This window comes from Streptococcus sp. IsoGale022 (assembly GCF_031142805.1).
In the GTDB taxonomy this organism is placed as follows: Bacteria; Bacillota; Bacilli; order Lactobacillales; family Streptococcaceae; genus Streptococcus; species Streptococcus sanguinis_A.
Window position 1 is genome coordinate 29,991 of sequence record NZ_JAKZJI010000018.1, and the last position, 18,705, is coordinate 48,695.

The following is an 18,705-nucleotide window of genomic DNA, read 5'->3' on the forward strand; positions in this document are numbered from 1 at the left end:
TTATGAAAAAAGATAGTATCTGCCAAGTGAATGTTATAAATCAACAAAATGTTACAACCGCAACGAACTACCTTGAAAAGGAAAAAGTCCAAAAATCACTTCGCATTTTATCAAAGTTTACCGATAATAAACAGATAAATATCATCTTTTATCTCCTTGTTGTTGAAGAACTCTGTGTCTGCGATATAGCCTGTTTACTAAATCTCAGTATGGCATCTGCCTCCCACCATCTTCGTAAACTAGCCAATCAAAACATCTTGGACACTAGAAGAGATGGGAAAATTATATATTATTTTATAAAAGATGAGGAAATCAGAGATTTTTTTAATCAACTAGGATAACAACTATTTTTACTACTTTTCCATGATTATATATAGGACTTATCTATGAAATTTTTTGATGAAAATTACTCACAAGAAAGACCTACTCGTAGCAAATGTTTAAGAAAAAAGTATAATTTAAAGCAAACCGACTTGGACTATAAAGAAATTATTTTCTAAGATATTACCAAGTTTGTTGATGATTTGTTTTACCACTGCTTCAGCTCTATTATATTTAGAGATTTAGAAACTGTAGATAGAAGTGAAATAATTGAGATAAAGAAAAGCCTTTGAAATCAGTATTTCAAAGGCTTTTTTTCTTTTATTCGTTCTTAAACAAAAAATCGATCTTCTGTTTTTATGAGATTCACAGTTTCTCTGATATCTAACTGATCCGTATAAAGGAAATGCTCCTGAGTAATATTTTTAGCTAGAAACTCTTTTCTAGATTTGATTGATAAGTCACCCGTTCTTTCTATTTCATTTCTGGATAGGTCCCTTTCTTTAAGCTTTTCTTCTTCTGCCAGCAATACACAGTATTTTAATCTTGTTTGTCTGGCCTTTAAAAAATCTGTAATTTTTTTGATTTGTTCCTCGAATATGACATAGTCTATGATGATAGTCATGCTTCTATTAAGTAAATTGCTGGTAAGACTAATGATATTGTCCCAGAATAAATCCATGTAGTAGCCATCGTCTTCCCAAGGTGCTACTAAGCCGCTTTTAACCATTAAATAAATCATGTCGCCTTCTATCACAGCACTCTTGTCAAAAGAATAGGCTAATTCTTTACTGACACTGCTTTTTCCAACACCTGGAGGACCCGAAATGATATAAACACAATTTTCCAACCTAATACCTCTATACTCTACATACTTGCTCATATTATAGCATTTTTTGGAAAAAGATAAAAACGATGATTCATATACAAATTGAATACTCTAAGCAGCAAACTGTCTAGAGTATTCTGGTTTATGTCACTAGCAGGTCTCGAAAAGAATTATGCCTCCTCTTTCTGTCTGAGTTCAAAGAGATCTTCCACTTTAAGGTTAAAAACTTGAGCAATTTTGAGAGCCATTTCCAGCGAAGGGTTGTAGCGGTTATTTTCCAAGTGCAGAATTGTCTCGCGCCGCATGCCGATGCGGTCGGCTAGCTCCTGCTGGGTCATGCCCATGGATTCGCGAACGGATTTGAGATTAGTGATAATCTTGCTTTCTTTGGCCATGGTTATCCTCTCCGCTCCAAGATAAGATAGACAACTGCAAAGATGCAAATCAAGGCAGCTATGCTAATAAAGATCTGGCCCATGTAGAGAGTGAGAGAACCCATGTACCCAATGATAACTGCTAGGATCATCAGTGCGCCTAGTATAAAGACAAACATCAAGCTAGCTGCCTTAGCTAAATTAGCATAAAAGCGTTCGTCTGGAGTTTCCTTGACATTTTTCAAAGAGAAAAAACCAAATACAATCGCTTCAATAACGAGGCCAACTCCCAAAATCCATTCCTTAATACTGGATCCTTCGCTTGGGGTTGCAACCCAAATTCCTACTGTATAAAAAATGGTTGCTGCAAACAAAAGCATCGTGTATAGCTTAGCAGACAAGTCAAAAATAGTCTTTCCCTTACCTTTCTGACTCTTATGAGGCCATGGTTTCATGTGCAGCCAGCCCCAAATAGCTACAATCTGACCTAACACTGAAATACCGAGAATAATCAACTTGGGTCCCCAACTAAGATTGGAACCAAATAAAACAGTAAAATCAATAAAGAGAGCTGCGGCGATCATCGTAATGAGGCCACCCGTTTTTTGACTTTTTTTCATGATAGACTCCTTTCCTTATGTTAGAAATATTTAACACTCTTTATGTTATAAATATATCACACTTCAATTTGGAAAGCAAGAATTTATGTGCCAAGGTGGCAATTATTTGAAAAAATTCTATCATAAAAGCCCTCGCCAGATAAATAACTAGCAGGAGCTTTTGTTTCTATTGACTACTCATAGAGTAGTAAAGTCTCTTATTCCATCTCTCTGAGATAGTTCAAAGCTTCGTTGAAGGTTTTGACAGGGACGATTTTCATTTTACTCTTGATTTTGATAGAAGCACGAAGTGCCTCATGGTAGTTAGAGCGCAACTTGGGATTGTACTGGGCAATATCAGCGTCAATGGTATCATCAGGAACAAAGAAAATCTCAGCGCCTGCCTTATCTGCAGCCATGACCTTCATCTCTATCCCGCCAATCCGGCCAACATTTCCCTTGTGGTCAATCGTTCCAGTACCAGCAATAGCTTTTCCTTTGGTAATGTCTTCAGACACGAGCTGATTGTACAGCTCCAAACTGAACATGAGTCCACCAGAGGGACCTGCTACACCGTTGCTCTTAAACTTCGTCAGAGGATTCATGGCAACACTGGCTTTAGAACCCAATGCAATCCCCAAACCAGGCTTACCAGTTGTCTCATCCACAATCACAGGACCGCTAGCCAAACCGATTACACCATTACGGCTGTACTCAATTGATACCACATCGCCAACTGGCCGCTGCTCCGTCTGATCGACAATATCGTATGGGCTAGTGTAACTCTGATTGTCAATCTTTAAAATCACATCACCTTTCTGCAGCTCCTGAGCTAACGGCGTCTCTTGGCTGACAGCATCCACAAAAATCTCTTTATGTCTAATCTCAACAGTACGACCAGCTGCTTGATAAGCTACCTGCAAGGCATTGAGATGGGAAGACCCCATAGTGCTGTTCTCTCGCTCTTCCCGTCCCTTCTCCTTATCAAAATAGTTTTCAGGTACAGAGACATACTCTGTTTCCAGCCTGTAATTAGGCAGCAAAGTCAAAAAGAGACTGAACACTCGGGCATCGGAAACACCGACAGCCATGACATAGATTTGACCTTTTCCTTGACTAGTTCCTCCTTGAACTTGGACAAAGTCTTTGGCATTCAAAGCCGGTCTCAAGGTCTCCACTTGATAAGGCAGGGGGATAAAGCCAATCCCAGTTAGCACCAAAGCAGTTATTAAAATTCTTGTTACGGATTTCATATCCTTCCTCTTGTTTCTATAAAGTTATTGTCTGGACTTTCGACTTCCTGAATTAATCACCAAAATCCACCACCTCTGTGTCATTTTCCATCAGGGCGTTGGCAAAAACAGTCCGCACAGCCAGAACAAATACACAGTAAAAGCTACTGAAAACCAGGACAGGAATCATCTGGATCAGACCAAGTAACTCATCTAGCTCACCCAGCAAGGGACCAATATACTGCCTTATCAGATCCATCAGGAGATGAGTCCCCAAGCCAATCAGCCCACCAAAAGAAGCTAGAAAAAAGCTGAGCAGAACATAACGACCTCTGCGCTCCTTCATCAGCAGGACTGACTTTCTCAGACAGCCATAAAAAGAAAGCGGCTTGGCTAGATTGTCTCTGGAGCTAGTATCCTGAATGATATAGGACAGCAAAAAGAAGTGCGAATCAACCAGATAAGTGAAGAGCAGGTAAAAGACCATGAACAAGAAAGGAAAAAGAAACTGGAAAATCACAATGGCCTCTGGACTTACTGCCCTTCGATAAAAGGCAAAGAGACTAGCCACCCCAAGATTGATGCCGATTGCCGACCAACCCATGTATAGAATCAGAACCTGAACTGCACTGACAATGAAGGAATAAAAGAGGCGAGTAAGCAAGCCATCTGAGATACTATACCAAACCGCATAGCCAAAATAGAGCTTAACCATCTGCGGATTTCGTATCACTGTCAAGGCAAATTTATTGACATAAGCAAAACCGAAAGCAATTATAAAAGCTAAACAAGTCAAGACTAAAATGGACCGGTAAGACCAACTCGAAACCAGCGGAAAAAGAAACCAAGCCAGTGTTGCAAGCGGGATTCCGACCAGCAAAAGGCCTTTCAGCCAAACAAAATAATACTCTGTAACAAAAACCCAAGCTTCTCTGAAAACCCTTGTTACTTTTACATCATTCATCGTTCATTATCCTAAATCCTAAAACCCTTTCTAATTTTTTCATAAATATTAATCTCCAAAATGAACTATTTCCCGATCATAAGACATCAGGATGTCAGCCATAACCGAGCGGGCTGCCAAGGCATAAATCAGCAAAAAGCCATTTATCATACTAACAATCATTCCCACAACATTAGACACGCCATCGCCAAAAAGTAAACTCAAAACTTCTATTAGACCCAATCCTACAGGAATAAGCTTTAAGACAAGCTCTACCAGTAAGTAACGCCCTCTCTGACCATTCATACGAGAAAAGGACTTGCCCAAGCTGCCAAAGGCTGACAGAGGACGCAATAGGTTGTCAGAGGAGTTGGTATCCTGAATAATATAGGGCAATAAGAAGAAGTGAGAGGCTACAAAATAGCTGTAAAATAAATGGAACAACAAGTTAAACATTGGTGCTATCAAAAACATCAGAAAGAGTATACTTGTCATTTTTTCTCGATTATTTACAGCCCAAATAGCCAAAGCATGCCAGATTTCCCGAACATTTGAACCAGGCACCCACATATGATTCAAGTATACAAAAAGAAGTAACATAGCCAAGACAAACATGAAGACATAAATAGACACAGAAAGCAAACGCCCAAAAAAGCCGTCAGAAATGCTGTAGCCAACAGCTCTCCAGAAGTTCCTTCGCACCATCTGCGGATTACGAACCATGGTCAAAGAAAACTTATGGATATAAGCAATCATAAAAGAGCACAGAAATCCAAAGAAAATCATACTTGGAACAAATGAAGAAGTAAATGGAGAAAAAAATAGAATTAATAGCGCCAGAATAAAAAATGGCAGTTGAATGATAGCAAGCCCTGCTGTCCATACAAAAAAGTAGTCAACAGTCAGTCCCCAGGCTTCCTTTAACACATCGCTTACGTCAAACTTTTTTTTCATAAATCCCCTAATTAAGTCATTTTTCGCCAGAAAAGACGATGTAGATGTCACAGAAGCAATTTTTTGTCTAGTCCCGAGAGGATGATTAGGAATTTTTAGAGCCCCAGAGAGCAGCAAAAACTCCGTCAATCACCTCACCAAAAGAAATTCTTTCTATAATAAAGCAAGCTGAGACACGATTGTCCCAGCCTCCTTAACCTTTTTTCAAAAAATTTCGAATACGAATCATAATCTTGCTTGACCAAGTTTTGTCAGATGCGTATCTTACATTGATAGCAGCCATGCTCTTACCATTGTAGAACTGACCGCCAGGCTTGAGATAGTGCTCGCTGAGATAGCGGGCAACTGTATCTATACCATCGTCAAATGTTGCGAAATTTCCTGCACTGGAAAAAGGACTGGAGTCATAAGCCATGAAGCCAAACAGGTTGTGCTTGGCCTGAGCAATCTGACTGCGGCCGTAATCCGATTCGTGAATAGCCAGCCCTACGAGAAAAATTGCATTAACTCCATGATCTTTCTCTGCTTTTTTGAAAGCTTTTCCCAATCCAGCCATCGGTGTGCCAGCCAGACGACTATCAATGAAATCGGCTGACACTGTGCTTGGCACTGTTACATCTTCTGAAAAGACGACTGCTCCTGTTTTCTTGGCCTGAAACTGATCTGACACCTGCACTAAAGATGGATCCAGACTGGCCTTTTCATTTGCCGCTGGGCGGCTGACAGGCAGCACACTGCCTGAAAGGACAGTAGCTGTCGCTAATGCTATGATAACTTTTTTCTTCCTAAACATTTTTTCTATCCATTTCTATTGTCGCTTTTGGTTTCCTAGATTCCTCCCCAGAAATATAGTATGACCGCCATGATACTCATAGCAGGACCAAAAGGGACTTCTTCTTTCAGCTTAAATTTGAATTTCTTAAAGATGGTTGCGATTAAGAGAATCGCTCCAGCCACAAAGAAAGAACCATACCCCAAAATCAGCGTATTCAAGGGGCTAAACCAACTGCTCAGAGCAGCTAAGTAGAGAATATCCCCCATCCCGAAGGCCTCTTTCTTGTAATAAGCCTTGGCCCCAAAATAAATGAGAGAGTAGAGACCAGCACCGACTAGCAGCGAAAAAAGCAGTTCCCAATTGAACTCATTGGTAAAAAACATAACAGCCATGCGGCCCAGCCAGAAAACCAGCAGAACCGAGTCCGAAATGTACTGAGTATCAAAATCGATATAAGCGATAATCAGACAAAGCGACACCAAGAGACAGGCTGAAACAACCATCCAAGGTCCCTGATCCTGAAAGATCAGATAAGAGGCTAGCCAGAGCAGACCCGTCAGGAGCTCCACAATGAGATAGCGCGGTGAAATCGGCTCCTTGCAGTGCTTGCATTTAAAGCCCTGCATGATAATCGACACAACCGGAATCAGCTCCACCGAAGTCAAGACATGGCCGCAGGACGGGCACATAGACCGACCTTTGGCAATGCTCTTTTCCAGTGGCACACGGTAGATGACGACATTGAAAAAGCTCCCAAATACGACACCTAATATAAATACTAAACTTGCAATCATAATTTTTCCCTTTTTATGCTCTTTGAAAGTCTCAGCTGACAATGTCAAACTTCGACTTCCCTTGAGTATCACTTAGATGCCAGAATGATGGATACTTGCCCCTCCTCCAAACTTAATGAAAATACCATATCTGTTTCTGTATTATTTTGAATGGTCAATTCGGTCAAACCTTCAGCCGGCGTTCCGATGTTGAAATACTGTCCTCGATAAGAAATAACATTGGTCCGTGAAAAGGCGAGTTGCTGAATGGCATCTATAATCTGCTCAGCACCCTGACCGTAAACTTCTTTATTATCCTTGCCCTTGACTGGCAGATATCCAGACTCTGCATTCAAAGCGCCCAGCAATTCTGAGATAGACTTGGTCTCGCCAGGAGCCAAGTAAACATTCTGCAGCTTGTAAAAGGCTGTCTTCATGTTTTGAGCTTGGGCAGCGTTGGTCGGCAGTGGTACTTCCTTACGCTCTATAAAGTGCGTATATTGGCTCAGAAGCTCACTCTGATCTTCTGCTTCGACAGGCGTACTCTCAACCTTGACATCATCAAATTTACCAGTCTTGGCAATCTCCTCAGATGCTTGGATAAAAGCAGCAGGGTCAATCTTATAGCCATTAGACTTGTCTCCCACCTTTACGTTAGACTCGCCGTCCATGACCAGATGATTGGTCGTTGGAAGCTGACTGAGAACATCAGGATGGGCAGCCAAGACATCATTTAAAGGTCTGAGCCAAAAGAGTCGATTGGGATAGATGGAAATCTGCAGGTTTTCCTTGGTATCGAAAAACGGTGTAAACTTATCCCAAACTGTCTTGGCTGAGATATTATCCAGCCGCTTGAGCTCTTCTTCTGTGAAATAGCTCAGTCCTAAAAAGCGCATATCTACAGAGAAGTGTTGCCCCGTAGACAACTGAAATGTAGCCTTATAGGGCAGTTCTCTGTAAACTTCAATCTCAGCTTCGCTCCGAGAGCGAACCTTCATAGAGGGACGGCCATTGATACTCAGGTCAATCGTTGGATTAAAGACAAAAATGACATAAAATAAACTACCCAGCAGAAAGGCAGCAAGTGTCGCTGCTGGAAGTAGTTTTTGATATTTTGATGAAACCTTTCTTTTTCTTCTTGACATGAATCTCATCCCAACCTTATACTACGCATTCAGCTAAGCGGATAAGGAATTTACGGTCGATACGGCGAAGAAAATCAATGATGTCATCTGAAACAGTATCTCCGGCATTCAGGATAACTCCTCCATCTGCATTAACAAGATCTTTTTGCAGTGTTTTGCCTACCAGAAGACGTTTTTGCTGATCGATAAAGTCGTTAACAGCTTTCTTTGCTGCAGAGTCTTCCTCAGCAACTGGCGCTGTGCTGATAGTTGTTTCTACTTCCTCAGCAGGGGCTGCCAATACTTCTTCCAAAGCAGCATCCAGACTCAGCGCTGCATCTGTTTCTTCAACTTCTTCTTCAGCTGGAGCTGTTGTTTCTTGTACCAAGTCTTGAACTTCTGGCTCTTCTGCTGTCTCTACGACTGCTTCAGAAAACTCCAAGTCAGAAGCAGCATCTCCCAGACCTACAGCAGCCAAGGCCTCTGTCAAATCTGTCACAGCTTCTTCTTTTACATCTACTTTTTCATCTACAACTGGCTCGAATACAGGTGCTTCAGCAACTACTTCCTCAATTTTTTCGGTAGGTTTTGCAGCTTCAGTCTCATGGAGCAGATCTGCTGCAGCCAGACGGCCCATCTCTACATCTGCTTCAAGATGAGGAGCTGTCTTTTTTTCATCATTGAGGATAATATACTCTTTACCAATCATCAAGATGCGTGATTTAGGAATCTGAATTTCCTCGCTGGTATCTTCAGAATTAACCACCAAGTAGCCAATTTCATTCTTTTCGTCAATATGATAGTCAACAACGGTTCCCACCTTGTTTCCATCAATGGTAATGACGATTTCATCAAAGATACTGCCCTGCTTGTCGTTCAAAACCTTCAGATCTGCTTCTTGCAGTTCTTGAAAGACTGAGCTGTTTTCTACCATGACCGCAAAGTCACCGATGCCTTGGATGTTCTTGCTAGACAGCAAGGCAAATGGCTGTTCAGACTGCTTTGACTTAATGACAAAAGTCAGATTGACCCCCTCATCGACAAAGACTTCATGGACTTCACCCAGTCCCATCCCTTTTTCAATCTCAATGACAACGGTCCCTGTGATTGTTTTACAACTTTTCATAATTTCCCCTAAAACCCTTCTAATTGATTACTATCAATTGTATGTTTATATAGTATTAATTTTTCCCGATTTTGTCCAGCATGTTGAACGCTTCTTGACGAAGATTCTGATCTGAGCTTCCTTGAACAATCTCTTTCAGGTAGCTCTCAGCTTCTTGAACTGCATTAGAAGCCAATAATTCCTGACTTTCCAGTAGGAGGAATTGGAAATAGACTTCTTTATCTCCCGCAGTTGTTGCAGCTGGTCTTGCTTCTGCTGCTTCCTCAGCTTTGAGGATGTCAGTGATTTTCTGAAGCAAGTCTTCTTCTGTCTCATCTGCAGCTGGAGCGACTGAAGCAGCCTTGACTTGTGCCTCCTCAGCTTTGAGGATGTCAGCAATTCCCTTGAGCAAGTCTTCTTCTGTTTCATCTGCAACTTCTTCTTGAACAGGACCAGTCTGTGTCCAAAGAGTGTCTTCAGAAACTGATTGAACAAATGCTGGTTCAGCAGCTTCTTCAAACTCAAACGTTTCAGCTACAGGTTCGAAGTTATCTTCTTCCTCCCAAGCCTCTGCCACTTCAGCAGTCAAATCTTCCTCTTCAGCCCCAAGCAAATCATGCTGAATTTGGCTGAGAATATCTTGATAGCCCTGAATATCAGCGCGATCGCGACTAACCATAGACTCCTCAGAAGCAGAAAACTCTGGCTCTGCACTAGCTTGGCTGAAGACTGAGTCCATCTGAGCCTCTGGCTCAGCTTTCTCCTCAGCAAAGAAGAGAGATTCTAAGCTGTTTGCTGCTTTTGACTCTTCTGCTCTAACTGGCTTGATATCTCCCGTAGCAGCAAAAACATCTTCCAGGCTGTTGCCTCCTACTTCTTCTGCCACTGGCTGCTGAGCTTGTTCTTGCTCAGTGAAGAATTCTTCCTCATCTTCAGAAACAACCCCTGTCACCTCAACTGCTTGCGGTCTGAAGTTGCCATAGCTAGACTCCGTATAGGACATCGGTCTAATCTTAGACAGAACAGCTGTCTCAAAGGCTGGATCATCTATATCTGTATAGCCTTGATTGCCGGCTGCATTTGCTTCAGTAGGCTGAATCAGAGAGTTGGCCACCTTAATCTTGGTAGAACCCTTGCGGTGATGAAGCAGAGACTGCAAAAATTCATCATTGGCTTTTTGTGAGCTGTGTTCCATGCCCACCATGCCGACCTCAGCTGCCGCTAGCTGACTGTTTGGCTCGTATTCTCCAAAGGCAGGAGCTGTAGCCAAATTATCAACAGGGTAGAGAGGTTTGACTTTCTCATATCTTGTCATATCCTTTTTGATAGAACGGTCTGCTAGGGTGCGACCAGAAGCAGATACTTTCTGCCTTACCGGACTTTCCTCAGCCTGAACCCTTTCTTTACTTTCCTTTCTCATCCTGCCGGTTGAAGCATTGGAAAAGTTCAAATCTCTAGCGGATGACAAGCTTGCTTCCTTAGCTTCCACTTTCTTCCGCGAGCTCTTAGCATGCTTTTGGCTTCTGCTTCGCGTAGAAGCAGTTGCTTTTTTCTTGACCGGAGCTAGCTCCTGTGAAAAGAGCAGCACCATATAGACAGCCAAGGCCAAGGCACAGAGTCCAACAAAGGCTATGCCGGGAACTTGTTGAAAGAGGAATGGAGCACCAATCGCAAATAGCATGACCCATACTACGAGAAAAAGGCGCTTTATTAATGAAATCCTAGAAACAAATAAAATGCTAATCGTATGCAGTGCTATAAGCCCTGCTCCAAAAGGTAAAAAATATGCCATTTGAGTATTTTCGACACCCCCCACTTTCTAAATGATATTAAACTTTTTCAATGCAAAACCAATCTTGATTTTGTTTTTCCATAAACTCCATTAAAACCCAAAATAGACTCGGGCGTCTATTCTGAGTTTGCTTGTATTATATTTCAAATATCTCTATGTTTTAGTTTACTATAAATGCACTGTGAATACTAGTCTAATAACTTGGTTTTTAGCATTTTTTTAAGAAAAATTTACACATGCTCTTGAAATTTTAAACCATAGACTTATTTGGTATTTTTTCAAAGTATTTTAGCTAACTACCAAGTTGTTCACAGATAGGTTATCCAGTTTCATAGTCGTTTCAGGGCTTTCTCCGCTCGGAGTTTCGAAGTAGTAACCCACAATGGTCATTGGATAGCTGAATCCTGGAATGTTTTCAGGATCGAAGCTAACTTCGCGCCAGCCAGTCCAGCTGTTGGGACGAATGACGTGAAGATAAATCTTCTGACCGCTGGCATTCTTAACAATCAAGCCAATCTTGCCCTGCCATTGATTAGACAGAGATAGAGAGAAGCTGATAGCATCCGGCTTATTGTTCAAGGATACATACGGTGCTGCAAATTCCATTTCATACATAGTAGAAGACTTGGTTGCTGGAATCTTAACCACATTGGAACCTGAACCCTCAAGGAAGTCCGTATTGTCAACCGTCACATCATACTGATTGCTACCGCCTGACTGAATCAGCTTAAGAGGTGACTCGAAGCGGTAGATTGTTGATGAATTGTAATAAGCTGACAGACCGTTGTTCTGGCTGGACAGGTTGCTGAGTTGCTCCAGATAAGACGGAGCTAGATTGGTATTGCTGTTAGCAGTCGCGCTGCTAGTTGTATTGGTTGTTGCGGCCCCCAAGGTGCTGTTGTTACCCGCCGTATCTGTACTGCTACCTGATACTAAGGTCAAGAAAGGAGCCTGCCAAGTCGGAATCGCAAATGGTGACTCCCAGTTAGCAAACTGAATCGGTGTCTTATCAACATTGCTCTCTGGAGTCACATAGCGCTCAACATCTTTTACTTGATAGAAACGTAGTTTGATTTTACCGGTAGCTAGCTCTGGATTCCTGTTCTCCTCAACATTGGAGTGGCTTGTCTTTTCACCTAGTTCAAGCTCGCTGGAAACGATTTTTTGTTGATTCCCATCGATCAATTCTAAGAGTTTTAAAACTTGCGTATAAGTTCCTTCGAACTCAATGTCCGCTGTCATCTGAGTAATATTGGAATTGTTGTACTTACCGTTTCCTGAAGTCGCTGTACTAGCCGCGGTTGTCGTTGCAGTATTCGCATCTGATGAAGAACTGCTGCTAGATGAAGACGAGGATGATGTAGTAGACGAGCTAGAGGTCGTACTGGATGACGATGATGTTCCACTGGAACTTGAGCTGCCAGTCGTACCAGAAGAGTTGGAGCTTTGACCATTAGATGAGGTCGCAGCTAGCCCCTCCTGCTGGAGTTCCAACTCTTTGCTTTCAGTATAGTTGACAGACTTGAATTTAATGCCACTTTCTCTGACCAATTTGTCAATCAAGAAAATGAACTCCCCTTGATTGGTCGTACCATAGTATTTCTTAGCCTGATCCAGAGTCTTAGCATTCAAAGTTTGGAGCTGCTTGGTAAGAGACTTCCTCTGACTAATCTTGGCATTCTTGCCATCCAGCTCTGTCATGATTGTTGCGTGTTCTTCATTCAGCTGAGCCATCCGAGTATATGAATTTGATACCAGATAACCCCCACCAGCAAGGACAGCTACTCCTCCGACACAGGCCAACAACTTCTTGTCTCGCTCATTTAAATTACTCAGGATTTTTTTCTTTTCTTTCTCATTTTTGTTCTTCATTGAAATCTACATCCTTCGTCAAAATTTTAATGTTAAACACATATCTTGAATTATTCTCTTTTTCCTCGCGAGTAATGTTATCCACAAAAATGTGATTAAACTTCTCAGACTTACGAAGCTCTTCTTCAAACTTAGCGATGGAAAGTTGCTCTTGAGCCGAACCAACGATTTCTACATTGTCGTTATTAATCTTAATCTGATCAAAGACCAAGTCCCGTGTCACATTTTTATTAAGGAAGTCCATAAAGGCTTTATTTACTCGGTGCAGTCGACGGAAGTCGCCTTCCAGACTGCCAAAGAGCACCTGATCATTCTTAACCGTTACAATCTTATCTTCAGTCTCAGAGACTGCCTTCAGCTCTTGAGCCATTTCTGGACTCTTAAGTGTCTGCTCCGCTTGGTCAATCTCGCCTTGGAGGTGCATAGCGCTGAACTGGAAGAAACCAATCAGCACAATCATAATCGCTGCAATCCCAGCAAAAGCAGAAATAGCAGCAAGTTTTAGTGGACTGGTTTTAGCCGGTGCCACATGATATTTTGAAAAGTAGTTTAAATCTCTCCGCATTAGTTTGCTCTCCTAATCAACATGGCTGTAGCCGGAATGAACTCCGCATTAAACTCGGCAGAACCTTCCCACAGTACATTCTCATAATCTACATTATCAATTGAGATGAATTCCCGATTCATGCTCTGCTTCAGAATAGCTGCCAACTGCCAGCAGATATCTTGGTCACCAAAGACATAGAAACTGTCAATGTTGAGACCAGTCGATCCACTAAAGAAGTTTTCAGTATTGAGAATGTGGTTCTTAGCATCAGCCACCCACTCATCCAAGGCATGCTTCAAGAGACCTGTATCCAGATCATCTGATGCTACTGCCGGAAGCTTCTGCAGCAGACTAGCATCGTCTGCATAGCTCAGGATGTCCTTGTAGCCACGATTGAGATAGTTGCTGGTCACAAACTTACCTTCTGAGTAGAGATAAACACCGATAAAGCTCTTGCTCAAATGCACCATGCCGACATTTTCTTGAGTCAGCCTTTTGGCGCGGTTGTTAATCGCTTGAACGCGTTCCAGCCATTTCTCAAAGGTATTGGACTGAAGGTCAAAGACATAAGGTGTCAGCTTCAGATTATTAGCCAAGCCCAGATATTGCTCTACTATACTTTTTGGCACAGCATAGACCATGAGAGAGCGAGTATCTTCATCAAGCGGGAAAGCTGAATTAGACTCCTGCTCTTGGAACTGGATGACATAAGAAGTCGGATCAATATCCAGATATTGCTGGAGCTCGTAAGATACCAAGCCCTCAATATCCTCATCATTCTGCACACTAGCTGCCACATCAACCGAACGGGCAATGATATTGGTATTTCCCAGAGCGAAGAAGGCGTACTTGGCAGTGATGGAATGCTGCTCCATCAGGTCGCTGATAACATCCTTGAGAGTAATCGGATCGATAATCTCACTATTCAGCACAACACCTTCTGGCAGATTAGCAGAAGCCATCTTGATAATTTCCAGCTCATTGCGCTTCTGTCTAGCAACAACCAGATAGACTGATTCATCGTTGAAGTCAATGGCCATCAGATTGCCCTTGATTGGCTTGCCGAACATGGTATAAGGCGCATGCATTCTGGTAGTTGGCTGACCAGCAGCACCACTGCCTTTCTTGGCAAAGGGCGAGCGGTTCCCTGGCTTAGCAGACGAATCGTCACCACTATTCTTCGAAAAGAGTGGCTTGTTGAGCTTGGTCAGGAAGCTACCTTTCGCTGTTGACTTTTCTTCGTCGTCAAAGTCATCCTGACGATCTGACTTAATCTGAACCCCCTGAATAGAAAGGTGTTCTCTCTTTTTCCCTTTTGATGAGAAGAGCGGTTTATTTAATTTTCCTAAAAATGAGCCCTTTTTCTCATTATCTTCTTCATCCAGAGTGCTTCTGCGCCCCTTAGACGAAAACATATTTTTTGCCATAATCTCCTAATCTCCCTTATTTTTCCTAAAAACTATTTCCCTATTAGCTCGCCTTGTATTTTTCACTGAAATATTTAGCAAGCTTTTGTATATCACTATCACTCAAACTTTGCATATAAATTGCAAATTCATTGATGTAAGTTTTCCCACTAAAAATAATCTGACCACTACCAATGTTATGAGTTGTCTGTCCACGTCTCAGTGTAAGTGTCTTATTATGGACTAACTGCCCATTAATAAAAATTTCAATTCCTAAAAGTCCATTCTTTACCGAACTCCGTACTTGGATAGAATTATCTTTAGTATAGTCCAACTTAATATTCGGTATAAATTCCTGACCACCGTTATTAGCTCCTGTAGTATCTACAGTTTTAACAGCAATCCTACCATCGCTCTCTAGATTGAGACCCCAAGTCAGGGTATTATCCAGCTTATATGTCAGAAGTGCCCCTGTCTGCTGACGATTACCTATAAGAACTGAAGTAGTATAACCAGTATTGAAATCAATGGTCCCGTTCTTGCCATCTCGACTAAACATCATAGTATTATCATTCAGAGCAATCAGCTGACGAGTTTGCTTAATCGCCTCCTCATAATAGTTAAGAACCGGGATTGTTGCACCATATAGGACATTGTTAAAATAGTCGCGAACCTCAGTATTTTCATAAGGTCGGTCAGTTGTTGGAATCCTTGTAGTCTTGTTCCCATTTTTAAGCAAAGCTAAGTCAGCATCAGTATGGAGCCGTAACTTATTTGTAAATGGCAGACCCATAACCCATATACGACTATTATCCCCCTGATCTTTTGATTCTTGATAGTTACCAACACGACCGTAAGAGTTAATAGCTCTGGCAGCGAAGGTCAAGTATTTGCCTCGCATCTCATCGGTAATCCGGCGGCCAGTGTCCTGCTTTGATATTTCGTGAAAATCAGTCGGCATTTCTGGCAAAACCATTTTAGAAATACTATCATTTCCTGCTTGGCCGATTGTTCCAACAGGTACAACACCAGAAACCCCAGAACCAATACTGCGATCACTGAGAAACCAACCAGACTCAGTATAAACTCGAGCTTTACTATTTTGCTGACTATCTTTCAAACCCACTACTCCACTGGGAGTTGTTTCCCCAACATAATAGTACCGTTTGGAATTAGGAATTTGAACTTGTAAATCGTCTGGAATTGACAATACGCTTTCTTTTTCGTTAGCAGCAAAAAGATGAATATTTTTTTCTTTATAAGATAGGGTTTGCCCCGTCACATTGACGCTTTGACTGTTCCCTGTACCAACACGATAAGTAAACGTTTCAACCTCTGCTCCTTTACCACTGTTTTTCTTAATATCAGCCAGCTGAGTTTCAAAAGACTCCTGAATATCAAAATTTGTTGTATTCTGCTTCCGCTGACGGAGGATATTATCAAAACTTCCAGCAAAGAAGGTCAATAGGCCAGCTGCAATAACACCTATCAGTACTAGAGAAATCAAGACCTCAACCAGAGTTACTCCTTTACGCTTCTTCAATCCTTTCATCTTTTGTCCTTTCTATGGTCCTGATACAAACCAAAGATCCTGCTGAATCTGCTTCTTAATATCAGAGAAGGTCTGCTGCAAGGCTGCCTCATCAGCAGCAGGTACATACTTAGCTTCCATACCTCCGCTTCCTATACTTCTCGTTAAATCCTCACCATAAGCAATCTCAGACGGCACTCCAGAAAAACCGATAACATTGACGCGCTTAACTCCTGCACCAAAGGTCTGAGAGACTTTCCCGGCATATTCAATAGCCTTTTTCCGTAGTGCTTCATTAGAATAAGAGTCATAAGAAACACGATTTTGATCTGTTGTTAGATTTGTCGTTACATCATAAGGACCATTATTAAAGGTTACTAATTCCCCAACTGTTTCTCTCCAACGATTATAGTAGGGTTGGACATTTCGATTACGCCAAGATGTATCATTAGTGTCAACAGTATAAGCATTAGGGATTCCATCTGTCAACAAAACAACGTATTTAAGCTGTGCAGAATGGTTTTGTAGACTCATCATACCATAGCGTAGACCATCCCCTGGATTAGTAACACCACCTGTCTGTAAAGCTTTAATGCTTGCTTCTATAGTTGTTGTCCCCTTGTCTAGCTCAGAAAAGTCTTTCTGAACATAAGAACCCAATATTGAAAAAGAAACTAGATTAACACTGACATTCCCAATATCTTTTAAATCTCTCATCATGATTGTGGCTTTGTCCTGCAAAATACTCATCCGGCTTTTAGGGCCCCAATAGTTAGTATTATTACCGTTCAAATCCCAAGACATGGAGCCAGATTTGTCAAAAACAAAAGAAATAGCTACATTCATCTGTCCCTCAATAGGATCGTTCCGATAGGCTAAGGCAATTCCTTTCTTGCCTTTAGCAACTTTAGAGAAGACCTGCTTAGTATTAAGAGCTGATATAGCTGTATCAATAGACAACTTATTGTTAGTATCAGGATATTTCCCTGTCAGATTATAACTAATCAAGCGGTTATCCTGATAGGCGCCTTCTGTTTTGAATTCCAAGTCCAACTTAATATCATAAAGGGATTTTGTTCCTAACTCACTGACCTTCCAGTCTTGTTTGCTTTTATCCCAGACATAATTAAGAACTTTTTTACCATCAGATGAAAGGCCGATATAGCTCCATTCTTTAGTCAGGCCTTCTTTATTTCCTTTAAACTTACTATCATCAAGGATAAAGACCGAGGTGGCCTTGCCAATGGTTCGGTCAACATACTGCATAGAAGTTCTCATTTCTGCCTGAATACTGGCTTCACGTTCTATTAACTCCCGACTGGAAAACATAGTATTAAATATAATACCGATAATTACCGCTATCATGCTCATGAGCATAATGGCCATGACCATCTCGGCTAGGGTAAATCCTTTGCGTAATTGTTTCATCTTTCCTACCTATTTTTCATTTCTGAGCCGAAATCAAGTGTCCTTCTTCTGAGCGAATACCGCTGGTTGACCAGTTAAAAATGACAACATGTTCATAATAATCACTGCTCCCAGGCAATTTAGACTTAGATCTAATGGTGACATTGTAGTTTTCGGAACCATTCCCATCAAACTTCCCTGTCATTTCAATCTCAGCTACGCCTCCGTCCTTGAAAGTATGGGTTGCAGTAATAGGTTCAGTTGAACGCGACCGACCTTCAGCTCGATTTCTAAACTCTGTATTGAGTGATGAGGGATTTCCGTTTTGAGGCTCAAAATATGCTCCCAAAGCCAACTGTGAACCAGATGTTGCCACATATTTGGCTTTGAGATAGCTATACATGCGCTGAGTCTGTGTCTGCCCCGTATCCACGATAGAAGCTAAAATCCCAATCATAGCAACCAGAATCACAATGGTTACAATGACCATGGGCAAGGTTGAACCCTGTCTTTTTTTCCCTTTCATTTTATTACTCTCCTAATACTTCTACTTTTGATATTGCCAAAATAGTTGTCATTATTTGACAACTACTTTGGTAATATCCGACTGCCGAAGCAGTCGGAGTAAAGAATGCATTTCTACTATTGAACAATATTATTAACTTCCACTATTGGATTTCCAATCATATTCCCAAGTTTGTTCTTTTCCACCACCTGATGGTTTGAAAGTCGAAATCAACTTGTGATTAGCTTTATCAATTTTATGTGCAACATCATCACCATTTTTAGCAAGGGTCTTAGTCAAGTCTGCTTCACCTTTAGAGTTTTTAGCAATGTATGGTGCCAAAGTATTTAAATCGTCAATCGTAACATTATCAGGATTATCCTGTGAACCAATATAGGACTGAACAGCGGACACCAACTCACGGTGTTCCGATTGAATACGGCTCTTGCGTGCGTTATCTTGGAAGGATGTGAGAGCTGGAATCGCAACTGCTGCGATAATAGCGATAATGATAATTACTACAATCAACTCAACGAGAGTGAAACCTTTGCCTTTTTTCTTCAAATCTTGACGGAATTTTTGCAATTTGTTTAACATTTGAATAGTTCTCCTATTT

The 18,705-nt window shown here is 41.5% G+C and carries 19 protein-coding genes; 1 reads left to right on the forward strand and 18 read right to left on the reverse strand.

Going from position 1 to position 18,705, the window contains the following annotated elements; all coding sequences use genetic code 11:
• Positions 1 to 2: 2 nt before the first annotated feature.
• Positions 3 to 341: a Cd(II)/Zn(II)-sensing metalloregulatory transcriptional regulator CadX gene (gene cadX / locus RG608_RS09290; RefSeq protein WP_003032337.1), complete on the forward strand. Its 339-nt coding sequence runs from the start codon at positions 3 to 5 to the stop codon at positions 339 to 341.
• Between the two features lie 311 nt (positions 342 to 652).
• Here the strand turns inward: cadX and RG608_RS09295 are convergent, their stop codons facing one another.
• The 18 genes from RG608_RS09295 to RG608_RS09380 all read right to left on the reverse strand — a co-directional run bounded on the left by RG608_RS09295 (position 653) and on the right by RG608_RS09380 (position 18,686).
• Complete coding sequence (locus RG608_RS09295) at positions 653 to 1,171, reverse strand: AAA family ATPase (RefSeq protein ID WP_173306647.1); 519 nt, start codon at positions 1,169 to 1,171, stop codon at positions 653 to 655.
• 149 nt (positions 1,172 to 1,320) lie between these two features.
• Complete coding sequence (locus tag RG608_RS09300) at positions 1,321 to 1,545, reverse strand: helix-turn-helix transcriptional regulator (RefSeq protein ID WP_002894155.1); 225 nt, start codon at positions 1,543 to 1,545, stop codon at positions 1,321 to 1,323.
• 2 nt (positions 1,546 to 1,547) lie between these two features.
• A complete protein-coding gene (locus tag RG608_RS09305) occupies positions 1,548 to 2,144 on the reverse strand; it encodes a DUF3796 domain-containing protein (protein WP_268687158.1) in 597 nt (198 codons plus the stop codon).
• 197 nt (positions 2,145 to 2,341) lie between these two features.
• Positions 2,342 to 3,376: a SepM family pheromone-processing serine protease gene (locus tag RG608_RS09310; protein ID WP_223338084.1), complete on the reverse strand. Its 1,035-nt coding sequence runs from the start codon at positions 3,374 to 3,376 to the stop codon at positions 2,342 to 2,344.
• Positions 3,377 to 3,428: 52 nt separating this feature from the next.
• Positions 3,429 to 4,319, reverse strand: coding sequence for a hypothetical protein (locus RG608_RS09315; protein WP_268687157.1), 891 nt, complete (start codon positions 4,317 to 4,319; stop codon positions 3,429 to 3,431).
• A 48-nt stretch (positions 4,320 to 4,367) separates the two neighbouring features.
• Entirely contained in the window at positions 4,368 to 5,282 is a 915-nt protein-coding gene (locus tag RG608_RS09320; protein WP_268687176.1) for a hypothetical protein, read from the reverse strand.
• A 163-nt stretch (positions 5,283 to 5,445) separates the two neighbouring features.
• Positions 5,446 to 6,045 (reverse strand): glucosaminidase domain-containing protein, encoded by a 600-nt coding sequence (locus RG608_RS09325; RefSeq protein ID WP_002899346.1) that lies wholly within the window; start codon positions 6,043 to 6,045, stop codon positions 5,446 to 5,448.
• A gap of 35 nt (positions 6,046 to 6,080) precedes the next feature.
• Positions 6,081 to 6,893 carry an A24 family peptidase gene (locus tag RG608_RS09330; protein ID WP_268687156.1) on the reverse strand — a complete coding sequence of 271 codons (813 nt, stop codon included), beginning with the start codon at positions 6,891 to 6,893 and terminating at the stop codon, positions 6,081 to 6,083.
• Positions 6,890 to 7,954 (reverse strand): VanW family protein, encoded by a 1,065-nt coding sequence (locus RG608_RS09335; protein WP_002919953.1) that lies wholly within the window; start codon positions 7,952 to 7,954, stop codon positions 6,890 to 6,892. Before RG608_RS09335 ends, RG608_RS09330 begins: the two co-directional genes overlap by 4 nt.
• A gap of 7 nt (positions 7,955 to 7,961) precedes the next feature.
• A complete protein-coding gene (locus RG608_RS09340) occupies positions 7,962 to 9,050 on the reverse strand; it encodes a PRC-barrel domain-containing protein (protein WP_308946895.1) in 1,089 nt (362 codons plus the stop codon).
• Between the two features lie 55 nt (positions 9,051 to 9,105).
• Entirely contained in the window at positions 9,106 to 10,845 is a 1,740-nt protein-coding gene (locus tag RG608_RS09345) for an MFS transporter (RefSeq protein ID WP_308946896.1), read from the reverse strand.
• Between the two features lie 264 nt (positions 10,846 to 11,109).
• Complete coding sequence (locus RG608_RS09350; protein ID WP_308946897.1) at positions 11,110 to 12,693, reverse strand: hypothetical protein; 1,584 nt, start codon at positions 12,691 to 12,693, stop codon at positions 11,110 to 11,112.
• Positions 12,677 to 13,258 carry a PilN domain-containing protein gene (locus RG608_RS09355; RefSeq protein ID WP_227965026.1) on the reverse strand — a complete coding sequence of 194 codons (582 nt, stop codon included), beginning with the start codon at positions 13,256 to 13,258 and terminating at the stop codon, positions 12,677 to 12,679. The genes RG608_RS09350 and RG608_RS09355 overlap by 17 nt, the downstream gene beginning before the upstream one ends.
• Positions 13,258 to 14,667, reverse strand: a complete 1,410-nt coding sequence (pilM, locus tag RG608_RS09360) for a pilus assembly protein PilM (RefSeq protein ID WP_042763745.1) — start codon at positions 14,665 to 14,667, stop codon at positions 13,258 to 13,260. Before pilM ends, RG608_RS09355 begins: the two co-directional genes overlap by 1 nt.
• Positions 14,668 to 14,710: 43 nt before the next feature.
• The gene (locus tag RG608_RS09365; RefSeq protein WP_308946898.1) at positions 14,711 to 16,198 is read right to left on the reverse strand and encodes a prepilin-type N-terminal cleavage/methylation domain-containing protein; all 1,488 of its coding nucleotides are present in this window, start codon (positions 16,196 to 16,198) and stop codon (positions 14,711 to 14,713) included.
• A gap of 12 nt (positions 16,199 to 16,210) precedes the next feature.
• Positions 16,211 to 17,605: a VWA domain-containing protein gene (locus RG608_RS09370; RefSeq protein ID WP_268687149.1), complete on the reverse strand. Its 1,395-nt coding sequence runs from the start codon at positions 17,603 to 17,605 to the stop codon at positions 16,211 to 16,213.
• A 16-nt stretch (positions 17,606 to 17,621) separates the two neighbouring features.
• On the reverse strand, positions 17,622 to 18,110 hold the full coding sequence (locus RG608_RS09375; protein WP_002910995.1) for a hypothetical protein: 489 nt from the start codon (positions 18,108 to 18,110) through the stop codon (positions 17,622 to 17,624).
• Positions 18,111 to 18,242: 132 nt separating this feature from the next.
• Entirely contained in the window at positions 18,243 to 18,686 is a 444-nt protein-coding gene (locus RG608_RS09380; RefSeq protein ID WP_002910992.1) for a prepilin-type N-terminal cleavage/methylation domain-containing protein, read from the reverse strand.
• Positions 18,687 to 18,705 lie beyond the last annotated feature (19 nt).